The following is a 26,349-nucleotide window of genomic DNA, read 5'->3' on the forward strand; positions in this document are numbered from 1 at the left end:
AGTTAACCCATGAGAAAAGTCATTCATTTTTTTGTTTATAAACCACTCGTAGCAAACCTTGTATTCATCTTTTTGTTTCTTGCGGGGATCATCTCCGTACTTTCGATGAAACGAGAAGCTTTTCCTCGGGTCAATTTCCGCCAGGTGAGAGTGCTAACTGTCTATCCAGGGGCAAGCCCAGTGGATGTGGAAAAAAAGGTGACAATTCCCATCGAAGAGAAGTTACGCGAAGTAGAAGGACTTGATTCTGTCAGATCGATTTCTCGTAACTCGGAATCAGATATCAGTATCAAAATCGATTTGGAACACAGTAACCCTGATGGTGTTGTGAACGATATCAGACGTGCCGTAGACCGAGTAACAAACTTACCAACACAGGTAAAAGATAGACCGATTGTCACAGAACAAAAGAGTTCCAACTTCCCAGTATTAGAGATCGCAATCCATGGAGCGATGGATGAGATGGAATTACAAGAGATGGGACGTTTCATCGAAGATGAAATGCGAAAAGTGTCAGGTGTCTCACGTGTGGATGCGTTTGGAAAACGAAAAGAAGAATGGCGCATTCGTGTGGATCCTGATCTTAAAAAAAGATACACAATTGGATTTGCTGACATCATCAATGCCATCTCCAAACGAAATATCAGTGTTCCTGCTGGATCTTTTTTAAGACCCATCACACAAGACATCCGTGTGACTGGTGAAATTAACGAAATCAATGATATCAAAAACATCCCCATTCGTTCTAATGAAACAGGGAACACTATTTTACTGTCTCAAGTTGCCAACGTAAAAGATACATACGAACGACCACGTGTGTTAGCGGTGGTGAATGGTGAGCCAGCCTATGTGTTACAAATCATCAAAAAAGATAGTGCAGACATCATTCGCACTGTGGAAGCAGTGAATGAACGAATTGATGAACTGAAAAAACAAATTCCAGCAAACATTCAATTTACGGAACTCAACAACGAAGGCGCAAGAGCTCTCAAACGATTAGATGTTGTAATCACAAACTCATTACAAGGATTGTTTTTAGTCGTAGTTGTGTTAATTTTATTTTTTAGTTTTAAAGACTCTATTTTAACCAGTTTGTCTTTACCACTTACCTTATTTGCAACAACGATTGCGTTTCCGATCTTTGATGTGTCGTTTAACTTAGTTTCGATGCTCGGGATCATTATCTCACTCGGGATGCTCGTGGACAATAGTATCATCATCTCAGAAAATATTTATAAGTATCGCTCAAAAAATTATAATTCCAAGGAAGCGGCAGTTCTCGGTGCGAGTGAATTGTTTGTGCCAATCATTGGATCTTACTTAACAACAGTGGCAGCATTTTTGCCGATGGCTTTTATGTCTGGGATTATGGGTAAATTCATTTGGCAGATCCCATTTATGGTCATCGTCGCCCTAACATTGTCCCTCTTTGAATCATTTCTTTTATTACCAGTGCGTTATGCACAGTTCACTTCCAATACACCTAAAAAAAGGTCCAAACATAGAGATCGTTTTCGTTCCTTTTTAGAAAATGGTTTTGAATCATTAAAAAGAAATTTTACGAATTTCATTACCAAAGTAGTAGCAAAACCTTTTTTTGCTCTTGGATGCATCATGATCGTCTTTTTGTCCTCTTGTGGACTGGTCGGCCTTATGAACTTCAATTTATTTCCGAAAGAGGGGATTGATTACGTTCTTGTACGTGCGGAGTTTCCACCAGACTTCTCTGCGCAAGAGACCACCAAACAACTGCAATACTTCCAACCCATCTTAGATAAAATTCCTAAATCCGAAGTTCAAAGTATCATTTTAAAAATCGGAATCCAACAAACGGACCCAACGGATCCACTCACTCGGATTGGAGAACAATTGGGTATGGCTCAAATCATTCTTGTTCCGGAAACTGAGCGCAAACGAACGGCCCAGGAAATCTTTGGGGAATTGGAACCTGATTTAAAAAAATTACCAAATGCCATTTCAGTTATGGTGGATTTAGTTGTGAATGGTCCACCTATTGGAGCAGCGGTAACTGTCGCCATTGAAGGTCGTGACTACAAAACATTAAAACAAATCTCAAATGAGATGCAGGATTTTTTACGTAAACAAGAAGGTGTCATCAATATCAATGATGATTACAAACCTGGTCGCGAAGAAATCCAAATTCGTGTGAAGGATACTGCATCTGCAATCACAGGAATTGATACAGAAATCACTGCGTATTATGTTCGGACTGCCATGGAAGGGTTAGAAGCATCAAACCTTCGAAAAGGAAAAGATGAAGTGCGTATCATCATCCAAAATGATGATCGTTTCCGAGATGGCATTGAGGATTTGGATTCCATTCGAATTTCGAATAAATTTGGTCTCCTAACACCGATTACAGCGGTTACCACAAAAACAACGGTCCAAGGGATTGAAGCTTTGTATCATAATGATTATGAAAAAGCGATCACTGTCCTTGCGGATGTAAATGAAGCAATTACCAGTTCTTCCATCGTCAATGGCAAAATTGTAGATGAATTTGGAAACATTGGAAAAAAATATCCAGGTTATAAAATCAAGTTTCGTGGGGAACAAGAAGAAACTGCTAAGTCCATGATATCCTTGTTAGTTGCAGGTGTTTTAGCATTTTTTGGAATTTTTGCCATCCTTGCGATTATTTTTAACAGTATCAAAAAACCAGTTTTAATCATTTTATCGATTCCACTTGGATTTGTGGGTGTTGTGTTTGGATTTTTAATTTCTGGTAAAGCTCTTAGCTTTCTTGCGATGATTGGAATCATTGGACTTGCGGGTGTGATTGTAAACGCCTCAATTGTATTAGTAGATACGATTGAAGAGTTTCAGGCAAGAGGGGAAGGACTTTTGGAATCTCTCATCACCGCCTCTTCGGAACGTTTTAGACCAATTCTTGTAACGACGATGACAACGATGGCTGGGATGATTCCAACTGCTTATGCCATAGGTGGATCAGACCCACTCCTCATTCCAATGACATTGTCACTGGCATGGGGACTCGGATTTGGAACCTTTGGGTCTCTTATCTTTATCCCAGCAAGTTTCTCGGCATATTACAAACTAAGGAAAAGGGTGTAAACCAAACGAATTCCATTTGAATGACAATGTAATTTTATGGATGGAAATGGGCGCGATGACAAAGCTTGTGATCGCGTTTTCTTTTTTAGTAATGATTGAGGACGTCTTCGGCAAAACCAAGCACGTTCTCTAATTTGATTTTTTTCCCATCATCTAACACAACTGTACCCGTGAACGTACCAAACACTTGGTGTTGGACAGATTTAATGATGAGAAAATTCATATACGAATTTCGATCCACAATAGGTTTAAAATCTAAATCCAAACGATTGTTATTTGAGACAAATTTCCATGGTGCCATATAATCGTTTGTATTGATGATGAAATTCACTTCATCGAGTTTATGAATTTTGCCATCATAAAAAATTACATTTTCAGAAGCAGGACTCCGATCAGAAAATCCATATCCTAAGTTAAGACCAAATGGTTTTCCATTGATCCAAGCAGAGAGAGAACTCCAATACCAACGATTTTTATAAGTCCAAACTCCTCGTCCCCAATCCAATGCACCGAAATCTTTTTTGGAATCAAAGGTTAAAGTTTGGTTTCCCACCACAACACTTCCTTTCGCAGGCATACAATTGATTTTGGTATTATAATAAAAAGCCTTTCGGTTTTCTTTCCAAGAGGTTGCAATGTTCATCGTATCCATTTTTGGTTCTGTTAGTTCTATAGTTCCTTGGATTCCTTTGGAACCATCTGGGGATAAGAATTCATTTGATCCAAATTCCAAACAACGTTTGCCATCTTTAGTTTCAAATCGTAAATGGAGTTTTTTATCTTGGAAACGAACCACTCCACTATTATTTGCTCTAGGGAATCCTGTTTTTCCTAACGGGAAAACAGAGAGGGTGTCTATTTGTTGGAATATACCTTTTTTAAAATCTAAATAACAAATGGCAAATAGTCCCGCATAACCTAAGTCTGATGCTGTGATGGTGATACCAAATCCTTGGGAAGGAGAAAGAATCGAATAATAATCCCATTCTTTAATTCTTAGTATCGATGCGGCGATATTTTCGCGGTTGTAAGTCCAATGAGGGGAACGTGCCCAACCTTCTTCTGTAAGGGTTCCATCAGAGTTGAGTAAGGGAATTTGTTTTTTGATTTCAGGCATGAACCGATTCAAAACCTATGATTTGATTCGACTAGAAGTTTTTTCAGAATTCAGAAGAGCGAATTGACAGAAAATGAATTCCATTGGAGAATCGGATTCGCTCATTCTCCACAAACAAGGAAAAACGAACCATGAACCAAACCATTCCAAAAGAACAAAAATATGATTACGATGTGATTATCGTTGGGTCAGGTTTTGGTGGTTCTGTTTCTGCATATCGCCTTTCCCAAAAAGGTTATAAAGTTTTAGTCATCGAATCTGGGAAACGATGGAAAGCAGGTGATTTTCCAAAAACCAATTGGAGTTTACGTAAGTATTTATGGATGCCAAAACTCGGATTTTATGGAATCCAAAGGATCAATTTACTCAATGATTTTTTGCTCGTAAGTGGATCGGGAGTGGGTGGTGGATCTCTTGTCTACGCTTGTACTTTGTATGTTCCCTCAAGCAAAGTATTAAACTCACCTTTGTATTCTAAAATGGGTGGAGAAAAAGCTTTATTACCTTATTACGAGGTAGCAAAGCACATATTAGGTGTAACTGAGAATCCACAATTATGGGAGCCAGACCATCTATTATTAGAAACAGCTAAGTCTTTTGGAAAAGAAGATACCTTTCGAAGAACACCTGTTGGGATTTATTTCGGTAACAAAAAAGACCCAAAAGATCCATTTTTTGACGGCGATGGACCAGATCGTGATCCTTGTAATTATTGTGGTGGGTGTATGGTGGGTTGCCGCCATAATGCAAAGAATACTCTTGATAAAAATTATTTATACTTAGCAGAAAAGTTAGGTGCTGTCATTTTACCGGAAACAAAAGTTACCTCTCTTGTTCCACTCAATGTGAAAGGAATGCCTGATCCTGAGGCAAGTGGTGAATATGGTTATGAATTAGAAACCAACAGTACAACAGGTTGGTTTGGGTATCCAAAAAAGAAATTTCGATCCAATCAAGTTGTGTTGTCAGCAGGTGTGATGGGAACTGTTGGTTTACTTCTCAAGATGCAACAAGAAAACAAAATGATTAGGTTATCAGAGAAGTTAGGTGATACCGTACGTACGAACAGCGAAACGGTTTTACCAGTGACTGTTCCATCGAGTCACAACGCAGATTATTCGCGAGGCATTGCTATCACGTCTTCTGTTCATCCTGATGAAAATACACATATTGAGCCTGTGCGTTATTCCAAAGGTTCCGATTTTTTTGGAGTGCTTGCTAGTATCATGACCGATGGCGGTGGTAAGTTCCCAAGACCACTGAAGTTTTTTTGGACAATGTTACGCCATCCAATTTACTTTCTCAAAGCTCACAACCCATTTGGATTTGCAAAAAACTCTATCATCTTACTTGTCATGCAAACGGTGGACAATAGCGTACGACTTGTTCGCAAACGTCGATTCATTTGGCCTTTTCAAAGAACGATTACTTCGGCACTGTCCACTGGGGAACCAACACCAACCTACATTCCCATCGCCAATGCCTTCACTCGTAAATTGGCTGAGATCGTCGGTGGAATTCCCAGAAGCTCTCTCAACGAAACATTATTATCAGCTCCTGTCACAGGTCATATCATGGGAGGATGCATTGTAGCCGAATCTCCTGAAAAAGGTGTGATTGATTTGGAAAATAAAGTTTTTGGTTATGAGAACCTACGTGTTTGTGATGCTTCCATGTTGACTGTCAACTTAGGTGTGAATCCAAGTTTAACTATCACTGCACTATCCGAGAGAGCAATGAGCCTCATCCCACCAAAGGAAACGACAGTTCCTTACTTAAAATTTGAAGTAAAACGTGGATTTGATAAAATCATTAGTTTCAAACCGACAAAACGTGTGGTTAAAAAATCGACAAGAGTGAAGTAAGTTTTATTGTAACAGGAATGACTGTCTTTGATGTTGCAAAGTCCGGTTCGATTGAAGATTGGGATTCAGTTCTAAAAGAAGGGGCCGATCCAAACGAATTGGATTCTTATGGAACCAATGCTCTTTCTTGGATGTTAAAAATGGATCATGTGGATTTATTCCAACATGCCATCATCACTGGAGCCGATCCAAATTCACCTTATCGAACTGCTGGCAATGTGATCTTTGACGTGGTTAGTCAGAACCGCACCCAATTTTTGGAAGCCTTGGTCGCAACATCCTCTTACTGGAAAACATCGCCTAACCTATTCACACGAGACAAAGAAGGAAATACAATTTTCCATATTGCCGTATTGGAATCTATGGAAACTCTTTGGGAGTCTATCCATCCTTGGATCACGGACGAAGTTTTGTCCTTACGCAATGAACAAGGACGATCCATTTTTTTAGAAGCAGTAGTAGAAAATCGATTTGAGATTGTTTTGTATCTATTAAAAACCTTTCCACAGGTTAAAGACCATTTGGACCAAGAAGGAAAAAATGCACTGCATCTGGCAGCCGAACGGAACTTAGATGACGTTTGTGCAATTTTAATCGAGGATCAAAGTTTTCCTTTAGAAACAAAAGACCAACTGGGGAACACGGCATTGTTTTTAGCCGCCTCTTGTGATGGTGTGGAATCAATGAAGGAACTTCTCTTTGCAGGTGCCAATCCCTTTGTCTGGGGTGAAAACGAAGAGTCGATCAGTCGTTTACTGGATCGTGAAAAGTTTGGTCATTGTTTCAAAACTTGGAAAGACTTTGTGATCCAAAAGGCCATCTTAGGAGAGGTGTATCCCCTAAGAAAAGAAATGATTTTTTATCTCCAAACTGAAAAACCATTCAAACCAGAAGAACTCGCCAAAGCAAAGTTAGTTGATTTAATTTGATCGATTCGAATCCATATAGAACCTTTGGATCAGAGTAGGTAACTCGAGTTTTATGATTCTGACTTTCATTTTTGAGGTGTGGAATCATCTCCGTAAAATTTAGGACCATAATTTCCGTCTCGGTCGGTATGGTTTCTATCAGACTGTGGCCGTTCAAAGGTATAATGTTGTTCGATGTTGGTTTTGAATGGTGCATTCTCTGGAGATTCCCCATATTGTTTCAGTTCGCCAATTTTTAAGACAGTCCTTGGGTGTTTGCCAAGCCTTCCTTGGAACTGAAAGAAAGATGATAGAGTTGGTTCAACGCGATGGTGTCCATCTGGATCTTCCACCGAGGTTTGGTTTACCCAACCTGGTTCTTCCCACATCACTAATTTCTCGATCCTTTGTTTGACCATTCGACGAGCATCCACAAATTGTGTAGGAGTTTGGTTTAGCTGCCCATTTGCAATTTCATCATGACTCAATTCATTCGAGTCATGGTTTATTTGTTGAGTTTTTCCTTTTGGGTTAAGAGTACCTGGTCCAATCTTTACGGATGTTAATTCTTTATCAGAAAGATCTGTTGGAACGATGAGTATAGATTCCTTAGGATCAAATGTGGGAAACACATCCCATGGATCAGAAATATAATTGAATAAAAAGTTCCCTGCATTGAGTTTTACCGTATAACCACCATAAGCGGACGTAGGGTTTCCACCATCAGCACCCATATTTCCTTTTGCCACATATAAAATCGGATGATTGTTTACTGAATTGATATTTCGGAAGTCCGTATCGAGTAAGATATGGTTATGGCCTGTGAGTAAAATTCGTTTTGGTTTTCCATTTTTTGAAATGAGTAGGGCATATGATTCCAAGTCACCTTGGTGGACATTCCCGAATTTGGTTGGGCCTTCATTCCAATCATACCAAATATAGTAAGAGACAACCATATCACCATTACCAACTTCATACCAATAGTTAGTATTATCGCGAAATCCAGGTAAGGCGGTATATTGAGTTCCTGAAACTGTTGTTTCCGCATACCGAACGTGATAGTACAAATGCGTTGGATTTTGTGTTGGTAAAAAATCCGGAAAATCCACATAGTTCCAAGTTTTTTGACCGATTGTTTTTCGGCGAAGGTCTTTCTCGGGAAGTGGGTATTCTTTATTGGCAAAGAATTTGGAATACTTTTCAATGTTAGATGGTAAGTGTTTTTTATCTTTGTGAAAAACAAGAATTGGTGCAAATGTTTTGGCAATTGTTTCCTGAATTCGGTTTGGGATTTTATTCTCTTGGCTTACAAAACGGAATTCTTTTGTGATGTTTGGACCTAATTTATGAATCTCTTCGGGAGAATACCAATATGGATTATGGCCTGGAGAAAATTTGCCCTGTATTTTTTCGATCCCACGTATGCGAATGGCAAGATGAGTCCATTCCTTTGGTAACGATTGGTTCAGTTTCAAACTGGCAAAATTGGATTTAATTTTTCCTAACTCATATTGGTTTTCCAAGATCGGAGAATAACAGTCCTTAGCCTTGTGATCGGGACAGAGATAAAAAGTGTAAGAAAACGAAATCGATTCGCCATTCATCTCTTTAGGAATGTTTGTCAGTTTGAGTTGGAAGCTGACCTGACTCGGCAGATTGAAAACTGCTGTTTCGGATGGAGTAGATTTACATTGGAGTATCGTTACGAGAACGAAGATGGATGAGAGAAGGATTTTGTGATGGATCATAATTGCGGTCGTGATTTAGACATAAAAAAACCCCTGGAATCAGGGGTTTTTCCATTGAAAATAAAGTTAGAATTACTCAGCGTCTTTCTTAGCTTTTTTCTCTTTTTTGGCTTTCTTAGCTTTTTTAGCCTTTTTATCGCCATTTTTGTTATTCTTTTTCTCTTTTTTCTCACCGTCTTTGTTGTTCATTTTATCTTTTTTAGGTTTAACGGTTTCAGAAGCTTCTTCTGTTTGCATAGTTGGTTCTTCGTCTGCCTCTGTTTGAGCAAACAAACCAAAACTGCTGAAAGAGAAAAGAGTGAGAATCACAAGAAATTTTTTCATTTTTTACCTCGTATCGAATGTGCGACCAATTAGATACTAATTCGGTGAATATACAAGATTTAATTTTCAATCCGAAAGGAATTATTTTCCGACACAAAATTTGCTAAAAATTCGCCCCAGAATTTCCTCATTTTCAACCATTCCATTGACTTGCCCAATTTCTTGCAGTGCCACATTAATTTCTTGGATATAAATTTCAGCAGGTGCATTGTTTTCCATCAATTGAATGGATTCAGAGAGACAGGATTCAATTTTTTGAATGTGATAACGTTGTCTGTCCTCTAATAAAACCAAATCTTCGGTGTCATCCTTTGAGGTGAGTTTTGATTTTAACAAATCTAATAATTCTGGGATCCCTTCTTTGGTTTTGCAGGAAATTTCTGAGATGGTAATTTGAAACTCTTTTTGGAGCTCCAACATCGATTCCCTTTGCCATGAAGGATGTTTCTGATCAATTTTATTGGCAACGATCAAGGAACCAAACAAACGTTCTTTGTGTTTGGAAAGAAAGGATTGTATTTCAAAAGGAAGAGATGTATCAATGAGAAATAATTTTACATTCGCACTGTCTGCTTCTCGTTTGCTTCGTTCAATGCCCATTTGTTCAATGTTGTCATTCGTTTCCCTGATGCCGGCAGTGTCCACCAGTCGGATGGGGATTCCATCCAAACTCAATTCTTCTGCGATATAATCCCTAGTTGTGCCAGGAACATCCGAGATAATGGAACGATCTTTCCCAATGAGTACATTCATCAGGCTCGACTTACCCGTATTAGGTTCGCCATATAAAACAACAGTCGATTGTAAAATAAAGGATTCTGCTCGTTCCGAATCTTTGATTAATTTAGAACATAAGTTTTTTAAATCCAACATTCTGTTTTTTCTTTGTTCTAAACTTTCGAATGTTAAATCTTCCGTTGAAAAATCTATTTCTGCTTCGCATTCAGCTTTGAGTGAAATCAAATCACTACGGATTTTGGAACTTAATTTTGTGATTTCACCAAATACGTTTTTTTGAGCCAGTTCCAATTCATATTTGGATCTTGCTTCAATGAGTCGACTGATGGCTTCTGCACCAGACAAATTGATTTTTCCATTGAGATAAGCTCGTTTTGTAAATTCACCTTTCTGTGCTGGTCTTGCACCCTTCTCCAAAAGGACATGGAGGGCTCGTTTTAATAAAATAGGATTTCCGTGTAAGTGGAATTCTGCTAAATCCTCACCTGTATAGGAGTTAGGTGCTGGAAAATAAAGAAATACAATTTGGTCTAAGGGTTTTCCATTTTCGACGAAGTCACAAAAAATGGCAGAACGTTTTTGGTTTTGGATAAAAGTTTCGGTGAGGGGGTTTCCGTTTTTTTCTAATACGGCAAGGGAGATGGGCAAAACCAAAGAACCCGAGACCCGAAGGATACCAATCGCTCCGGGACCTTGGGCTGTGGACAATGCCGCAATGGTATCAATCAAGATCTTCTTGGTCTACTCCATCAGCAAAGTCTTCGACAGGCAGACCTTTTTTAGAAGGATCTTCCAAATCTTTGTATTTGTGTTTTTCTTTTGCAGAGATCACACGAACACGTTTGAAAGTTCCGTTTCCTTCTGATCTTGTGAAAACTCTTTCGTCTTCTTGGATTGCCATATGAACAATTCTTCTTTCAAAAGGATTCATTGGATCAAGTAGTTTCGATCTTCCTGATTTAATTACAGAAGCGGCAACAGATTTTGCCAATCGAATCAGAGATAACTCGCGTTTGTCGCGGTAAGATTCAATATCCAATACAATTTTGCGATTGTGTCGGATTTTTGGATCTACCATTAAGTTGAGGAGGAATTGAAGAGAATCTAATGTACCTCCACGTTTTCCAATGATAAGTCCAGACTCTTTACTTGTGAGTTCGACATAAATTTTTCCGTCTACATCACCCATTCCCACTACTTCTGCGGGGATCCCCATTTTTTTCAAAATGGTGATGATCACTCCGTGTATGATTTTTTCAGAAGGGATATCGTTGTTAGCAACAAACGCGCGTACAACGGCTGGTTTTTTTTGTGTGATTCCCAAAAAGCCTGACTTTCCGGAATCTACGACTTCGAAACGTAAATCGCCTGCTTGGAGACGAAGGGTTTCGAGAGTAAAATCCTCTGCTTCCCCTTTCGTTTTTCCTTCGGCTTCGAAAATGTAATTATTCATCTGTGATCTTCCTTGTTAAACAATGATTTCATTTCTTCTTTTTGTTTTGGTTTCTAAAACCTGGTCTTGCAACCGCAGAAGCGTTGTTAGCAGGCGCCGGTCCGCTTGGAGTTGGTTTTTTGTTTTCTGTTTTGACAAACTTATTTGTGTAAATTTGTTGAGCGATGGATAAAATGTTTTGCATCGTCCAATACATTGTCACCCCTGCTGGCATTGACCAGAAGAAGTATAACATGATGACTGGCATCATATACATCATCATCTTTTGGTTTGGATCCGTTGAGACAGTTGTCATTTTGGATTGTACCACTTGAGTTGCTACCATGATGAGTGGTAGGATGTTGATCGCAAGTGCACCAATGAATGCTAATTTCGGAGTGGTAAAAACTGTGTCTGGTTCACTCAAATCTTTGATCCAAAGAAAAGGTGAATTCCAAAGGTCTACTGTATCTGAGAAAGCCGTATAAAGTGCGATAAAGATCGGAATTTGGATGAGCATTGGAAGGCAACCGGCCATTGGATTGGTTCCGTTTTTCTTATAAAGCTCGATCGTTTTCTCTTGTTTGAGTTTTGGATCATCCGCATATTTTTCATTGATGAGTTTGATTTGCGGAGATAACTCTTGCATCTTTTTCATCGACTCAGCTTGTTTTTTGTTCAATGGATAAAATGCTAACTTGAACAAAATGGCAAAAATCACAATCGCCCAACCGTAGTTTGGAATTACTAAGTAGATCTTTTTTAAGATCCAAACAATTCCGTTTCTCAGTGGAGTTGTAATCCCTTGGTTAAAGGATTTATCAAGTGATTCACTAAGGCCTGCAAATACAGAGTCTTTGTTGATTTTTGGATCGAGTTTGCTATCTCGGAAGGCTGTTCCATCGAGCTCTCGAACACCAACATAAGCCGCATAATCTAAGTTTACTTCTTCGCCTGGACCAAGTTTCCAGTTGTCATATACAAGAAGCACACCTGTTTCATTTCCTTTTCGGTTATCTAAGAGGACACCGGCTGGTTTATCATCAAGTGGGTCAATTACACCAATGAAATAACGGCTTCCTGTACCTACAAAGTCCACTTTGTCGTTAGAACCTTTTTTGATTTCATAACGAGTGTCTTTTCCTTCATTGGAACCCAAAAGATTGTCAAAAAATCCTTGAGTGGTGGTTCCATCGATATGGTCTTTGAAACTTCCATCTAAATAATAGTAACGGAAATAATGTGCATTGTCTCTATCGTTGAAGTCTTCTTTTTTCTTTAAGATAGGACCAAGGGAACCAAAGGAACGAAAGTAAACATCAGACTTTGTAGGAGAGATGTGAATGGTTTCTGCCGTTCTGTTTTTTAAAGTTAAGTGAAACTTAAAATAGTTTTCAGAAGGGAAAAATTGAAACTTTTTCTGAATTGTAAATTTACCATCAAGCGATGGTGCTTCGAAGATAACAGTTTTTGTTTCTGCATTGTAACTAGAGCTAAAGTTAACTAGATTATATGCAGAAAAAGGAATGGTGTCTTTGTCTTCAATGATGTTGAAGTCAAAACCTTGTCCTCTTGTAAGTTCCACAGCTTTTTCTGTTTGGCCATCAAATTCGATTTGGAATTTCGGATCTTTTGCGATCACAAATTCGGAACCATCTGGTTCTTTATGGTCTTTGATGTAGTATTCAGTAATCCTTCCCCCTAAACTAGAGAAACGTACTAAAAAGGAATCAGTTTTGAGTGAGAACTTTTTTTCCTCTTCTGGTTTGACTGGTTTTAGTTTAGGTGATTCGGTCGTGGCTTTTTTGATTTCTGCTTTTGGATCAGGAGTTACTGTTTTGTCTTTATCAGTTCCTTCTGTTTTGGCAGTTTCATCAACGGTTTTTGGTTTAGGAGGTTGTGGTGGGAAAAAGAAATAATTAATCCCCATCCATACTGCTAAACTTAAAAATAAAGCGAGGAATAAGCGACCTTGTCTGTTGTTGGTATCGTTTTGCATAGTTTAACTCTTGTTATAAGATTTCGGTAAAGGGTCATGTCCACCTTCATGATACGGGTGGCATTTAGAAATTCGAACGATGCTCAGAACAAATGCTTTGTACCATGGATAGGTCTCAAACGCTTGTTTGGCGTATTCAGAACAGCTAGGAGTGAATCGGCATGACAGCGGTAAAAGAGGTGAAATTAGTTTTTTGTAGAGAAAAATGAGAACTAAAAACAGCCGATTCATGGGAATTGTTTTAGAGCCGAAAGGAAAAGTGCCTCTCGGTCTTCCTTAGATAATTTCGCAAAACCTACCTGGACGAGTAAGGCACAATCGTATCCTACTGGTAATACAGGTATATGTTTCCGAACCAGTTCCCTGAGGATTCGTTTCGAACGGTTGCGGAGAACGGCAGTTTTGTGAGTTTTATCGGGGCAAAATAAAAAACTGGCAAAAGGAAGGCCGTTTTTCCGAACAAGCCAACGAAGTGGTGGCCTGCCCATTTTTCGATTCTGACGAAAGAGTTCCTGGATCCTGGTTTGGTCGCGAAGGGTCTCCGAAGGAAGCTCCTAAATTAGAACTTTCTCCCGATTTTTTCGTCGGAAACAGTCAACTTAGCGCGTCCTTTTCTTCTTCGGTTCGCGATCACATTTCTTCCGCCTGGGGTAGCCATTCTGGCTCGGAATCCGTGAGTTCTCACGCGTTTAATTTTACTCGGTTGGAATGTACGTTTCATGAAACACCTAATTTATCTATATATGATCGCAAAAATATGAGGTCTTTTGAAAGGTTTTTGGTACCCCCATGGAAGTCAAGGGGAATTGGGAAAAATGATTGGACTGCCAGGTGCTTATGTGACATAAGACTATTTTTATACACATTCCTTTCGAAAACTCTTCTCGCTTTCCTTATCAGACAAGAAGGATAGAGCTAAATGCAGATATCCTACCAAAAGAGGAAGAAATGAGAGAGATTCTGATGGGTTCTCTTCTTTTGGGATTCGGTTTATTTTCCACTAACTTTGCGTTAGATGCAAGGCCTACAAAATCTCGTTCTCTTCACTCAACCAAAGAATGGGAACATTCCTCGTTGCAGCTGGCCATAAAAGAATCCATCCAATACTTAGAAAAACTCCCTCCGGAAACAAAATTCCAAATCCAAGGAGAAACTTATACTCCCAGTGAAATCTTACACCCACTGCAACGAATTCAAAAACGAATGGTTTCCCAACGAGAATCGGAAATTCAGAAAGAACTGCGAAAAGAATTCCAAGAGGTAGAATTGAAAACGGGAGAAGAACTTCCTCACATCACTGGCTACTATGAAGTTCGGATCCAAGGGCGAACAAAACCAAAGGGAAGGTTTGTTTATCCTGCACTAGTTCCACCAAAACAAAATTCCAATTCGATCGATAGCAAATCCTATCCAAGAGAGTATTGGAAAGAAGAATCAAATTGGAAATCATTCTCACATCCGATCGTATTTCTTACTTTAACGGACTTACATTTAGCACAATTGGAAGGTTCGGCTCTGATCCAAACGGAAACAAAAGAAACATTTCGCATCAATTATGCGGCAGACAATGGTTTGGATTATATGAGTCCTTCTCTTCATTTAACAGGAGTTTGTCCCAGTTTAAAACCTTATCATCTTTCTCAATGTATGGAAACAAATCCTAAAGAAGTGACTGATGCGATTTTGAAAAATCCAAGGTATATCTTTTTTGAAAAGGAGATACTACAAATTCGGAAACCAAATTCGATTCCTATTGGACCCTTGGGCAGTGGTGGCATTCGGCTAGTCAAAGAACGTTCGGTTGCCATGGACAAACAAGTTCCTCTAGGGTTTCCTGTCCTTGTCAGTTTTCAAACCACCAAACAGACATATCATGACCATCTGGCATTTGTGCACGATCGAGGGAATGCCATCCAAGGGGAAGGGAGAGTCGATTTTTACTTAGGGAATGAAACAGGAATTGATGAGGTAGCAAACCATTTATCTACAAAAGGAAAAGTGGTATTACTAGTACCCAGAAAAAAAGGACTGCCAAAAGGTTCATCCGATAGCATGTAACCGCCGGCAATCCAAGTCAATAGGACAACCGAATTCATTTCATGGAACTGAGTCCTATTTGGTTTCCTTCCGAATCTTCACAAATGGATACAAATCCAAAGTTTCCTATGGAAAACTTTTGCCGAATTAGTTTTCCTCCAAAGGATTTCAATTTTTTTTCATCCAATAAACAATCTTCAACACTAAAATAAACCATAGTTCCACCTAACCCTGGTTTTTGGTATTTTGATTCCACTAATGCACCAGAAGAACCATAGAGTGCCATATCGGAAGTAAAAACTTTCATTTTTGTTTCACCAGTAGGATCGATTAAATCTTCTAATCTTTGGTGGCATATGTTTTCATAAAATTTTGTCGCCCTATCTAATTGTTTTACATAGAGATCAAACCAGCCAATCGCATTTGTTTTTGTCATTTCATTATCCTCCATCACGAAAACGATTGATTTCATGATGACTTACCTTACTTCATATTTGAAAGTTAGGATTGTATAAATCAGACATCGAAGTGTTTAAAATATTCTTTTGGTGTGTATCCTGTGATTTTTCGAAAGGAGTGGATGAAATGGGATTGGTCTGTATAAAAATCTAGATAATGGCCTTTAAATGCTTTTTGTAAACGTAGGATTTTTAATAAATCATGGGGAGAGAAACCTGTCGTTTGTTTGATTTTTCTTTGTAATTGTCTGGGAGATAAATTTCCATAGGCTGCCATATCCTCCACAGACTCAATCTCATCCAAATTTTCTAAGATTATGCCGACCAAATTGTTTTTCTGAACGAACCCTTGTTTCATTAATGTCTTAACTAGGTTAGTAAAAACGGGATAAAATTCTGCAAATTCTAATTGTAATAATTGGTTGGCTGTTTCCACTAGTGGTAAGTTTCCATGATAAGGTCGATCTACAAAACCTGAGAGTATTTCCTTTGGATTTCCTTGCCACATTCCTGGTAAAATCTGAATCCCAGCATAGTGAAACGATTTTCCTAAGTTGAGTGCCACGTATTCGGTTTTTCTCATAGTAATAGCAGCAATCTTGGTATCCAATAAATTTAAGAGAACATTGACGCAAGCGTCAGGAATCACATGGAGGATAAAATCTTCATTTAGAATGGCATTCGATTTGATTTCCCAATAGGAATGAATCATGGATTCTAATTCTTTCGGCGGATTCACTTCATTGAATTGAACAGAATCAAATTTTTTATGGATTCCATCTTTGATCGGATCGTACATAAAATTTTACTACTGAAAACTATTGCCATTTAGACATTTTAAAAAGGATATTCTAAATCAATTATGAATCTTTTTGATTCGAAATTCCTTGGAAAAAAATTTCAAATAGGGATTCAATTTCTGTATCAACATCGATTGGATACTTAGGTGCTAAAATAAATTTTGTGATGATAAAACTCGCTCCTAAACTAAAGGAGGCTCTGACAATTTGATTTGGGTCTAAATCACTTCTAATCTCACCCTTTTCTTGAAACCTTCGGTATGTTTCCACTGAAGTATCATACAAATTGGTTTTCCATAATTGTCCAAAAATCTCGGCGAAATCTTTGGAAGTAAGAATTGCACCCAGTAAAAGTTTCAGTTTTTTTGGTTCTTTCGCCACGGCGTCATATCTTGCTTTTAGGATCGAAATAAACCAATTTTTAAAGTTTGCATTGGGAGTTTGGATTCGTTCTTTTAAATCTGACATGTGATTTGGTAATATCGTTGAAAGTAATAGACCAGCTAAGACTCGTTTGTATAAGTCATTTTTACTAGGAAAATATTTAAATAAAGTACGTTCTGTAGTTCCAGCACGCTTAGCGAGTTCTGCCGTAGTTGCCCCACTAAATCCTAATTCTGCAAAAATATCTTCTGCTGCACTAACGATATCTTTTTCCTTCTCAGATTGTGGGTTTTTGTATGCTTCAAATTCATTTTGTAGCAGTTTTAAGGTCAATTTCATTCGATGGTTTTTACTCGTTTGGAAACATTTTTAACAAGTGTGGTTTTTTTTCGATTGATTTTTAGTATAGTATTTACTTTACAATGATAATTACTAAGTATAGTATATACTATACTAAAAGGATTAGATTATGAAATATGTAAAACTGGGTTTACCTCCGAATCGTGGTATCACTTGGATTAAAAAATCCTTGGATTCGGCGGAATATGGTCGGGAAATTTTAGACGATGGTAGGATCAAATACTGGATCAGACATGAAATCCTTGCAGGAGTATCTCCAAAAATGTTAGTCTGGTGGTTTCAACATTTGGAAGGAGAAATCGAATACCAAGGTAAATTGTATGATCGGTATCATGTTTGGCATCCTGAAGATCATGTACATGTTAGTTATGAAAAACGAAATGACTCAGGTCTGATTCGTCCTGGCGCAGTCCTTCGAATCGTTGAATACTTAGGAAGGAAAAAAAGATATTTAGTGAATGTAATTAGTCCCATCGAACAGTTAGATGAAACTGGATTTATTCACAATCCCAAGTTATATGGAATATTTCCACTCGCACGTATGGAATATCGTTTCCAAGAAATAAAGGATGGAACATATTATGAAAATTGTTTAATTGTAGGTTGGAAAGGAAATTCATTTCGTTTGCTTCGAACCATATTTGAATTTTTATTTTTTGATCGAAAACATGGACACGCATGGATCAAACACAATATTGAGGAAGTAGGTCAGTTCCAAAATTTTTTGCCAGAGCTCTATAGGAAAGAAAATGAAATTTTACGGTGATAGCCAATCGGGTAATTGTTACAAACTTCAGTTAGTTGCCTCTCTATTGAACATTCCATATGAATGGATTGAATTAGATATTAAAAATGGTGATACGAGAACCGAATCATTTCTAAAATTAAATCCCAATGGCAAAATCCCCATTCTTGAATTAGAAGATGGAAGAGTATTATCCGAATCAAATGCGATCTTGAATTTTTTGGCAGAGGGAAGTGAGCTTGTCCCAAAAGATCCATTTGAAAGAGCCAAGGTGTTACAATGGCAGTTTTTTGAACAATACAGCCACGAACCCTATATTGCAGTAGCAAGGTTTATCCAGCACTATTTAAGCATTCCAAAAGAGAGACGTTTGGAATACGAATCCAAACAAGTAGGTGGGCACAAAGCGCTACAGGTCATGGAACAACAATTGGGTAAAACCTCTTTTTTGGTAGGAGATCATATTTCCATCGCTGATATTAGTTTATTTGCATATACGCATGTGGCTCATGAAGGTGGATTTGAACTATCAAAGTATCCGAATATCCTGAACTGGATTCAAAGGATTAAAGAATTAAATCGATTCCAACCGATGAAATCAGTATAATTTCATTGGTAATGTAGATTACATTTTTCTTCGTCTGTTTCGATTTCGATTGTCGTATGGATGATTTCAAACTCAGAAGCAATGTTTCGAATGTTTTCTTTGATCTTTTGGAATTCACCTATCTTTACTTTTTTTTCAATCAAAACATGGAGAGAAGCAACATGATGGTTTCCATCCAAACTCCAAACTTTGATATCATGAACTGACTTCACACCTTGGATTTGATTCCATCGTTCGATCAAATTGGATCGATTGAGAGATACTGGAACTGCTTGTAAAAAAATGCGCATCACTTGTTTGGTATTTCCATACGCATTGTATAAAATCCAAATTGCGATTCCGAGTGACATCATAGGATCAAGCCAAGGTACATCCCAAAAATACATACAGACACTGCCCAAAAGAACGGCAATCCATCCTAATATATCTTCAACAAAATGAAGATACACTGCCTTTTCTGAAAAACTGGTTCCGTGGTGTAAACGAAACATGGCTATTCCATTCACAACTACACCGACAACGGCCAATACAAACATGACATCTGCTTTTGACTCTGCTGGTGTGATGAAACGTTTGATCGATTCAATGATCATTAAAACAGAACCCACGGATAATAAAACTGAAATAATCAGAGCACCTAAGATGGAAAATCGTTTATAACCATAATCAAAATGCCGATCGATCGGTTTTGTGGAAACCTTTTGTAAATACCAAACAAAGGTAAGAGAGAGAGCATCCCCAAAATCATGGAATGCATCCGAGATAATGGCGATGCTATTGGAATAAATTCCACCAACTAATTCAAAGATTGAAAAGAATAAATTTAGAAAAAAGGCCCAAGCTAAGTTTTGGGATGTAGAAGTGTGATGGTGTGAGTGATCGTTATGACTCGTTTGGTGGTTGGAATGATTGTGTCCTTGTCCCATACGGATAATCTAGAAACGATCTCTCTTTGAGGCAACTAGGAAAGAAAGATTGAGGAAGGAGATTGGAAAACTTAAAGATGCAATTCAATTTCATTCAAAACGAATTTAAGGTGTTCCATTACCATCCTATTTCATTCAAATAGAATGATTGGTTTTGAATAGATATAACCTTGTACAATGTGGCAGGAAGTTTTTTTCAAATGTAATATTTGTTCTTCTCTTTCTATCCCTTCCGCAATGGTTTTTAACCCAAGAGAATCGGCTAAGTGGCAAATCGATTCCAATAATAAAAAATTTCGATCGGAGATGGCGATGTCATCTAAAAAAGATTTATCAATTTTTAATTCATCAAATTGAATTTTTTGCATATAATGTAAGGAGGAATATCCTTTTCCAAAATCATCTAACGAAACGGAGATTCCATTGGAACGCAGTGAGTTCACAATTTTTTGAATGGTTTCGATTTCATCGATAAAAACATCTTCGGTGATTTCAAAAATTAAAATTTTAGGATCTACCGATTGTTCTTTCAGATAATCAATGATGAATTCATTAAAATTAGGGTATAAAAAGAAGATAGGTGAGATATTGATCGAAATTTTAATATTTTCACCATACGATTGGATTAAATTTGGAATTTGGCTCACCACTTTTTGAAAGATGTTTTTTCCAAAAGGAACAATCATATCTGATTTTGTGATGATGGGTATAAATTCTTCAGGAGAAATTTCTCCATATTCTTTTACACTCCATCGTGCCAGAGCTTCCAAACCAACAATGGTATGTGTTTTGATGTCCACTTTTTCTTGGTAAGCAATTTTGAATTCATTTGATTCAATTGCTTTTTCCAATTGGTTTTTTAATTTTTGTTCCCGTTCGATTTTCTTTTCCATTTCGGATTCAAACCAAACTAAATGGTTCATCGAATGTTCGCGTGCGACATTCATTGCAATGGAAAGTTTTCGAATGACTTCGTCTAAAGAACTTGCTTCTTCTGGGAATTGAATTCCCGAAACACGGTATTGGAGCCTATGTCCCAATCGATCAGGAGTTAGAGTTTGGTTGTTATTCAAATCAAATTTGATAATCGCATCTTCAATTCTGGATTTGGATGAATTTTCAATCCAAAGGATGAACTCATCTCCACCTAAACTTGCGACTATGGTATTCGGTCTTTCTTTGGTGTATTCTTTTAGTATATCTCCAATGAGGGAAAGGATTTGGTCTCCAAAACCAATTCCATGTAAGGCGTTGATGACCTTGATTCCTTTGATATTGATGAGTAAGAAAAAAACATCTTTTTGCCCTAAGGAAATTCGATTTTGGATCAATGTTTTAAATAAATAACGATTAGGAAGTTGTGTGAGTGAATCGTAAAATGCAAGTTTGTCGATGTGTTGGTTTGACTTAAGAATTTTTGCTCTCGATTCTTTGAGATAAACAATATTTTTAATTAATTTGGCACGGAGTCTTTGGATTAAAAAACCTGAAAGAATGGAGAATATAACCAAACTTACAGATTTAAAATACCATTCCCTCGGGCTTTGGTTTCGCAAACCTAACTCTTCCGGGAATGTTAAAAAGGAAAAATAAACAGAGATTCCAACAATGAGAGGAATACTGCAGATCAAAAGTGCTGCTAGTAAACTTGGGATGGGTGGTAAAAATACAAAAAAGGAAATGATGATAAAGGCAAGAGAGATCTCACCTGTTCCCATCAAACCACTTCTGAAAAAGGATAAAACAGAGATAAATATCGCAGACCCAATCAAAGTCAGAATCCGAACAAAGAGAGGAACTTTATTTTTCAGAAGATACTCGAGTAAAAATAAAAGGGAAATTCCTAAATCAACAACAAAGAATAAGAAATCAATATCTCCTTTGTTTGTGAAAAGAGGAATGAGATGCAAACAGGCTGCTACCAGAAACAAACCTGAAGTAGCGATTAAAAATCGTCTCAGTAGTGGTCCCGTATCTTTACGGAACTTTAACCAGTAGACGTAGTTTCGTTTGTTTGTAACCATTTTGTCCTACAGTTTCAAAATTTGTCTAAAGGCGGCATGTTTAAAAAAGTCTTTTCGAAACAAAACGTCAAGACTAAGTTATCCTCATTGTGTCCTCTCCTAATGAATTATCTCCCAAGTCACCACAAGAATCAGCCGTAGAAACTCGACATGTAGTTCTTCCGAATGATGCCAACCATTACGGAACCGCGTTTGGTGGTGCGATTATGAGTTGGATTGACTTAATTGCTGTTATGGCTGCCCAAAGGCATTCCGGAAGAGAAGCAGTTACGGTAAGCATCGATCGAATTAATTTTATCACACCCATCCAAATTGGAGACCATGTCAATTTGAAGGCAATGGTCAATTATGTGGGTACTACATCGATGGAAGTGGGTGTGCAAGTGAACCGAGAAAATCCATATACCGGTGAGATGGTTCGGGCAACGACCGCCTATCTTTCGTTTGTTGCTTTGGATGAAAACAAAAAACCTGCACGTGTTCCACCTTTGCATTTAGAAACAGATCTCGAAAAACGCAGGTTTGCGGAAGGTAAAATGCGTATTGAGATGGCAAAAGAATTTTCTGCCAAAATCAAAGCGAGTCGAAAGATTCCTTAATCGACAAATCGTTCGTAGGCGGCAATTTGTGTTGTACTGGCGACAGATGGTACGAAATACGTTTCTCTGATTTTTTGATACTCAGGATCTGCAAAAAAACTAAGTTTTTTTTCTTTGGTTTTGAAATAGATGAGAAAAACTCTGTTGATTGGATTTTCGGTTTCGGACTTAAGAGTTTCTGCAATTTTAAAATCATACCGAAATCCACCTTCATATTGTTCCAAAAGTCCTTTCATTGCGTTTCGGTATTCAGCATATAAACTTTCATCTTTGATTTGAAGACCTACGATGGTTTCAAATGATAAAATTTCTTTTTGTTTCTTGTGTTCTTTAGATTCCATGATGAAGTGATTTCCTTTTGGTTTGGATGTAATACAGTGTTACGATGGATACAAAAACTAAGAAGGGTATACTCACTAAATTGAGAGATAACCATCCAATTTTGTGTTCCAAATAACCAGCACTATAAGTGGAAAGGATGGCGATCGAATATACGATCGTATCATTGACAGCTTGAATTGTGTTTTTTTCAGCTGGATGGTATTGTTCCACAAGTAAGTTTGTTCCACCTACATACATAAAATTCCAACCAATACCAAGTAAGATCAGTGCTAATGCAAATGGTAAAAATTCTGTTCCTTGGATCGCAGAAAGAGATTCCAACCCCATAACAACGACACCTAACAAGATCAAGTAGGGAGCTGTCATTTTGCGAACTAAAAATCCAGAGAAAAAGGAAGGGATGTACATTCCTAAAACATGCCATTGTAAAACCAAGGTGGATGCATGCATTTCATGACCATGGGTTTTCATCGCCACAGGAACAGCAGTCATTAGCATTGCCATGAGACCAAAACTAAAGGCCGTGGAAAGAATCGATACCCAAAGCCCTAAATTTTTGATATGAAAGGAGGGAGGTCGCACTGTTTCTCTAGGGGAAGGTTCTTTTTTCGAAATCTGATTGGCAGTGTGACGTTTGTTTGGCGATGGCAAAAAGGAAATCAACAGAAATTGTAATGTAAGTGAACCAACTAAAATCAAATAACATCCCAAAAATAAGGATGTGGGAAATAGTTCCTTTCCTTGTAATCCAGCGAGTGGTCCAAGAAAAGCAGCAGGAATCCCTGCAATCAATATCCAAGATAAGGCACTTGCTCGATCATGTGATGGTACAGACTCCATCGCCACAAAGCGAAGGTATTGTATAAAGGATTGGTGGAGACCAAATAACAAATGTGCGATGGAAAACAAAATAAAACATTTTTCCCAAATGGCATACGTCGCAAGTGTTGCGCCTAAAATTCCAATACAAGTTCCAAGTAATAATCCATATTTACTTCCTTGCCATTTCATAAACCGAGAAGCTGGCACAAGTCCAATGAGAGTTCCCAAAATCACAAAGGAAATGGGAAGGGATGCGGATTCTGGAGAAGGGGCAATGGTTTGGCCTGCAAGGGCTGAGACTGCCATAATCATCACTGTCCCAATTTGGAAAACAGTTTGGGTAAGAGAAAAAATTCCGAGTACTTTGATTTTATTGAGTATCTGATTCATATAAAGTTTTCATCGATTTTGGTCTATTCTTGACGAACCAAGACTATCGCGTTTCAATTTATTTTCTGAAACGTTACAGGCAATTAAACACCAAGTTTTGCCAAAATTTCTTTTGCCTGATTGACAAAATGCACTTCTTCTTCTTTTTGAAAAGGTACAAATACATTTTGTGCAAATCGTACGGAAAGATGAGCATACTCAATACAACCTGCAACTGTTAATTCGGGTTTTGCTTTTCCTGGGAAAATTTTAATATCAGAACCATCGGGAACCACAAGAGATCGGGGTGGGATTTTTTTTCCTCCACGAATCATACAACCTGCGGCAATTTGAGATCCATCTCCAATCTCAGCATTGTCGAGAACAACAGAACCAATTCCTACAAGAACTGCTCTTCCAATTTTACAACCATGGATCATGACATTATGACCAACTAATGTCCATTCGCCGATCGATATAGGACTTGTGGAATCTGTATGTAGGGTGGAATTGTCTTGTATATTGACAAAATCACCAAGTTTGATTTGGTTCATGTCAGCACGAACGACTGCACCAGGCCAAATGGAAACAGATGTCCCAAATTCAATCATTCCAAAGGCAGTGGCGTTTGGATGGATGAATGGTTTTGAAAAATGAGGAATTTGATTGTATGACATGGTTCAAAGTCAACCTAGACTTTGAATTTCGCAACCGATAAATGTAATGTCGTCTTGTTTTGCGTTTCCATCAGTGAACAAAGACAGTTCACTTAACACTTTTGCCATTGTATGGTCTAAACTTAGTTTTAAGTTTTCTTTCAAAATTTCATACAAACGATCTTCACCAAAGAGTTCCTTTTCCTCATTAAACTGTTCAAAGATTCCATCTGTGAACAAAAAGATTCGATCCCCTTCTTCAATTTGGTGTTCAATCAGTCGGTATTGAGTATGGTCCATAAGCCCAATGATTTTACCCGTTCTCGGTAAAAGTTTGATATCATAAATCCTTTGGTGGATTTGATCGGGGTGTCCTGCAGAAGCATAAAACAACTGTTTGTTTTTTAAATCAATGTCACAAACCGAACAGGTAAAAATTGTTTGAATATTACTGTATTTATTGATAAAAATTTGGTTCATATGAAAAACCAAATCATCAGGATGATCATAAATCATTTTAAGTGATTCATATTCCGCTTTGATCGCCATAGTGATGAGAGCCGCTTGGATTCCATGTCCTGTCGCGTCGGCCACAAAAATTCGATAATAATCAGCTTTCACTTGGGTGAGGTCATAAAAGTCTCCACCCACTTCCGACATGGATTGGTAATAAGAATGGAAATGGATTCGCGGATCACTTGTTTTGATATCGGAGAATAAGGTTTTTTGGATTTTTTTGGCGACGTTTAAATCCTTTTTGATGAGATTTAAAGATTCATCTAAGGTTTTGGTTCGTTCTCTTACCTTTTCTTCTAAAGTGACAAGTGCTTCCGATTGTGTTTTTGCTTTTTCTTCTTTGAGTTCATTGATTTTGTTTGCAAGCGCGAGAGACAAAATCCCTGCTTCTAAAGTTGATCCAATTTGGTTTCCATAAATGGTGAATACATTGACAGGAAGGACACCGTTTTGCAACAATGTATACATCAAAATTCCAAACAATAAGGTACTCCAACCAAACAAAAACAAACGAGCTTGTTTGTTCCCACTGCTATAATTCACAATCGCAACAACTAATACGGATACTACGAATAACTGTGCTATAAAGTTCCCGATTCGGACTGCAATTTCAATTGGCAAATAGGCATACGGAATTAAAATATAAAACAATACCAAAAATTTTAAGGATTGGATCAAACGATGAGACCAAGGGTTAAAATCTCGTAAATTCAAGGTTTGTTGGGCAAAGGTCCAACCTGTGATAGCAGAACAAGTCACGATGATACTACCAATTCGGTTATGAATTTCAGGATGATCCAACGTGAAAATTTGATTCAAAATTCCATTTAGATACATTTGTAATAATAAATTACAAAAAATAGAAACGGAATAGGTGATGTATGCTTTTTCTTTTAATATAAAATAAATGAATAAATTATAAATCACCATGATGAAAATGGTGCCGTAAAAAAAACCAAGAATGGTATTTTCCAAATTTTCTTTTAGATAAAAGGTTTCTTTGGAATAAAATCGAATCAAGTAACTGATGTTAGATGATGATTTTGTTTCTAAAATAATGGTTTTTGTTTCGCCGACAGGCCAAGTGAGTTCAAATGCAATGGATTTTGAAAATGCATCCCAATGAGAATGAGCAATGAAATCTCCACCTTCCTTGATCGGTTCTGGATTTCCTTCTTCATACACTCGGATAAAATCTAAATGTGGATTGCCTAAATCCAAAATCAGTTTTGGAACGGATGTATGGTTTGTGGCTTTGATTTTTAAATAAACATGTTCCGATTGAAATCCTAAACTCAAATTGTTTTTGAAAATAGGTGTCCATCGTAACTTAGGAGAATTGAGATCCGTTCCGGAATGGATTACATAATCGATTTTTTCGGGAACAAAACTTTCGTCACTGATGGACTTTTGAATCTCCCATCGGGAACAGGAAAACAAACTTCCCGATAGAATGACCAAAAATAAGAACCGCATA

General features: G+C 37.7%; 24 protein-coding genes and 1 pseudogene. 7 read left to right on the plus strand and 18 right to left on the minus strand.

From position 1 onward, the window contains the following. Positions 1–9: 9 nt before the first annotated feature. Positions 10–3,096 (plus strand): efflux RND transporter permease subunit, encoded by a 3,087-nt coding sequence (locus EHQ59_RS07195; RefSeq protein ID WP_135618752.1) that lies wholly within the window; start codon positions 10–12, stop codon positions 3,094–3,096. Positions 3,097–3,181: 85 nt separating this feature from the next. Here the strand turns inward: EHQ59_RS07195 and EHQ59_RS07200 are convergent, their stop codons facing one another. Further along, a complete protein-coding gene (locus tag EHQ59_RS07200; protein WP_135618755.1) occupies positions 3,182–4,213 on the minus strand; it encodes a DUF2804 domain-containing protein in 1,032 nt (343 codons plus the stop codon). Positions 4,214–4,344: 131 nt separating this feature from the next. Here EHQ59_RS07200 and EHQ59_RS07205 point away from each other — a divergent pair, with 131 nt between their 5' ends. Together EHQ59_RS07205 and EHQ59_RS07210 are read left to right on the plus strand one after the other, a co-directional pair. After that, entirely contained in the window at positions 4,345–6,078 is a 1,734-nt protein-coding gene (locus EHQ59_RS07205) for a GMC oxidoreductase (protein ID WP_135618757.1), read from the plus strand. 17 nt (positions 6,079–6,095) lie between these two features. Further along, complete coding sequence (locus EHQ59_RS07210) at positions 6,096–7,007, plus strand: ankyrin repeat domain-containing protein (RefSeq protein WP_135618760.1); 912 nt, start codon at positions 6,096–6,098, stop codon at positions 7,005–7,007. 65 nt (positions 7,008–7,072) lie between these two features. Here EHQ59_RS07210 and EHQ59_RS07215 read toward each other — a convergent pair whose 3' ends face one another. From EHQ59_RS07215 to rpmH, 8 genes and pseudogenes are all read right to left on the minus strand, one after another. After that, a complete protein-coding gene (locus EHQ59_RS07215; RefSeq protein ID WP_208652334.1) occupies positions 7,073–8,734 on the minus strand; it encodes a hypothetical protein in 1,662 nt (553 codons plus the stop codon). Between the two features lie 72 nt (positions 8,735–8,806). Beyond that, the gene (locus tag EHQ59_RS07220; protein WP_135618762.1) at positions 8,807–9,058 is read right to left on the minus strand and encodes a hypothetical protein; all 252 of its coding nucleotides are present in this window, start codon (positions 9,056–9,058) and stop codon (positions 8,807–8,809) included. A gap of 81 nt (positions 9,059–9,139) precedes the next feature. Continuing rightward, positions 9,140–10,525: a tRNA uridine-5-carboxymethylaminomethyl(34) synthesis GTPase MnmE gene (gene mnmE, locus EHQ59_RS07225; protein ID WP_135618764.1), complete on the minus strand. Its 1,386-nt coding sequence runs from the start codon at positions 10,523–10,525 to the stop codon at positions 9,140–9,142. Continuing rightward, entirely contained in the window at positions 10,518–11,249 is a 732-nt protein-coding gene (jag, locus tag EHQ59_RS07230) for an RNA-binding cell elongation regulator Jag/EloR (RefSeq protein ID WP_108960139.1), read from the minus strand. The genes mnmE and jag overlap by 8 nt, the downstream gene beginning before the upstream one ends. A gap of 28 nt (positions 11,250–11,277) precedes the next feature. Next, complete coding sequence (gene yidC / locus EHQ59_RS07235; protein WP_208652335.1) at positions 11,278–13,227, minus strand: membrane protein insertase YidC; 1,950 nt, start codon at positions 13,225–13,227, stop codon at positions 11,278–11,280. A gap of 3 nt (positions 13,228–13,230) precedes the next feature. Continuing rightward, positions 13,231–13,458: a membrane protein insertion efficiency factor YidD gene (yidD, locus tag EHQ59_RS07240; RefSeq protein ID WP_135618766.1), complete on the minus strand. Its 228-nt coding sequence runs from the start codon at positions 13,456–13,458 to the stop codon at positions 13,231–13,233. Continuing rightward, positions 13,455–13,760: pseudogene (gene rnpA / locus EHQ59_RS07245) on the minus strand (ribonuclease P protein component); the annotation flags it as partial. The pseudogene rnpA and the gene yidD, both read right to left, overlap by 4 nt. Positions 13,761–13,786: 26 nt before the next feature. Then, positions 13,787–13,948 (minus strand): 50S ribosomal protein L34, encoded by a 162-nt coding sequence (rpmH, locus tag EHQ59_RS07250; protein ID WP_081431642.1) that lies wholly within the window; start codon positions 13,946–13,948, stop codon positions 13,787–13,789. Between the two features lie 227 nt (positions 13,949–14,175). On the opposite strand from rpmH, the gene EHQ59_RS07260 reads away from it, so the two are divergent. Next, entirely contained in the window at positions 14,176–15,285 is a 1,110-nt protein-coding gene (locus EHQ59_RS07260; RefSeq protein ID WP_135618772.1) for an MltA domain-containing protein, read from the plus strand. A gap of 34 nt (positions 15,286–15,319) precedes the next feature. Here the strand turns inward: EHQ59_RS07260 and EHQ59_RS07265 are convergent, their stop codons facing one another. The 3 genes from EHQ59_RS07265 to EHQ59_RS07275 all read right to left on the minus strand — a co-directional run bounded on the left by EHQ59_RS07265 (position 15,320) and on the right by EHQ59_RS07275 (position 17,245). After that, entirely contained in the window at positions 15,320–15,736 is a 417-nt protein-coding gene (locus EHQ59_RS07265; protein WP_244245432.1) for a VOC family protein, read from the minus strand. Positions 15,737–15,780: 44 nt separating this feature from the next. Further along, a complete protein-coding gene (locus EHQ59_RS07270) occupies positions 15,781–16,521 on the minus strand; it encodes a helix-turn-helix domain-containing protein (RefSeq protein ID WP_135618774.1) in 741 nt (246 codons plus the stop codon). Positions 16,522–16,582: 61 nt separating this feature from the next. Further along, positions 16,583–17,245, minus strand: a complete 663-nt coding sequence (locus EHQ59_RS07275; protein WP_135618776.1) for a TetR/AcrR family transcriptional regulator — start codon at positions 17,243–17,245, stop codon at positions 16,583–16,585. 130 nt (positions 17,246–17,375) lie between these two features. On the opposite strand from EHQ59_RS07275, the gene EHQ59_RS07280 reads away from it, so the two are divergent. Both EHQ59_RS07280 and EHQ59_RS07285 read left to right on the plus strand, forming a co-directional pair. Beyond that, on the plus strand, positions 17,376–18,032 hold the full coding sequence (locus tag EHQ59_RS07280; protein WP_135618778.1) for a DAPG hydrolase family protein: 657 nt from the start codon (positions 17,376–17,378) through the stop codon (positions 18,030–18,032). Further along, positions 18,016–18,618, plus strand: a complete 603-nt coding sequence (locus EHQ59_RS07285) for a glutathione S-transferase family protein (protein ID WP_135618780.1) — start codon at positions 18,016–18,018, stop codon at positions 18,616–18,618. Before EHQ59_RS07280 ends, EHQ59_RS07285 begins: the two co-directional genes overlap by 17 nt. Before the next feature lie 2 nt (positions 18,619–18,620). Here EHQ59_RS07285 and EHQ59_RS07290 read toward each other — a convergent pair whose 3' ends face one another. Together EHQ59_RS07290 and EHQ59_RS07295 are read right to left on the minus strand one after the other, a co-directional pair. Beyond that, on the minus strand, positions 18,621–19,544 hold the full coding sequence (locus tag EHQ59_RS07290) for a cation diffusion facilitator family transporter (RefSeq protein ID WP_135618782.1): 924 nt from the start codon (positions 19,542–19,544) through the stop codon (positions 18,621–18,623). 131 nt (positions 19,545–19,675) lie between these two features. Beyond that, a complete protein-coding gene (locus tag EHQ59_RS07295; protein WP_135618784.1) occupies positions 19,676–21,568 on the minus strand; it encodes a putative bifunctional diguanylate cyclase/phosphodiesterase in 1,893 nt (630 codons plus the stop codon). An 89-nt stretch (positions 21,569–21,657) separates the two neighbouring features. Here EHQ59_RS07295 and EHQ59_RS07300 point away from each other — a divergent pair, with 89 nt between their 5' ends. Then, positions 21,658–22,167 carry an acyl-CoA thioesterase gene (locus EHQ59_RS07300; protein ID WP_135618786.1) on the plus strand — a complete coding sequence of 170 codons (510 nt, stop codon included), beginning with the start codon at positions 21,658–21,660 and terminating at the stop codon, positions 22,165–22,167. On the opposite strand, the gene EHQ59_RS07305 is transcribed toward EHQ59_RS07300, so the two are convergent. The 4 genes from EHQ59_RS07305 to EHQ59_RS07320 all read right to left on the minus strand — a co-directional run bounded on the left by EHQ59_RS07305 (position 22,164) and on the right by EHQ59_RS07320 (position 26,348). Further along, positions 22,164–22,508, minus strand: a complete 345-nt coding sequence (locus tag EHQ59_RS07305) for a DUF1330 domain-containing protein (protein WP_135618788.1) — start codon at positions 22,506–22,508, stop codon at positions 22,164–22,166. The two genes, EHQ59_RS07300 and EHQ59_RS07305, sit on opposite strands and share 4 nt — an antisense overlap. Continuing rightward, positions 22,498–23,721 (minus strand): MFS transporter, encoded by a 1,224-nt coding sequence (locus tag EHQ59_RS07310; RefSeq protein WP_135618790.1) that lies wholly within the window; start codon positions 23,719–23,721, stop codon positions 22,498–22,500. Before EHQ59_RS07310 ends, EHQ59_RS07305 begins: the two co-directional genes overlap by 11 nt. Before the next feature lie 83 nt (positions 23,722–23,804). Next, positions 23,805–24,377 carry a gamma carbonic anhydrase family protein gene (locus tag EHQ59_RS07315; protein WP_135618792.1) on the minus strand — a complete coding sequence of 191 codons (573 nt, stop codon included), beginning with the start codon at positions 24,375–24,377 and terminating at the stop codon, positions 23,805–23,807. A gap of 9 nt (positions 24,378–24,386) precedes the next feature. Beyond that, positions 24,387–26,348: a 7TM diverse intracellular signaling domain-containing protein gene (locus EHQ59_RS07320; RefSeq protein ID WP_135618794.1), complete on the minus strand. Its 1,962-nt coding sequence runs from the start codon at positions 26,346–26,348 to the stop codon at positions 24,387–24,389. Between the last annotated feature and the right edge of the window lies 1 nt (position 26,349).

The organism is Leptospira kemamanensis (genome assembly GCF_004769665.1).
Taxonomy (GTDB): Bacteria; Spirochaetota; Leptospiria; order Leptospirales; family Leptospiraceae; genus Leptospira_A; species Leptospira_A kemamanensis.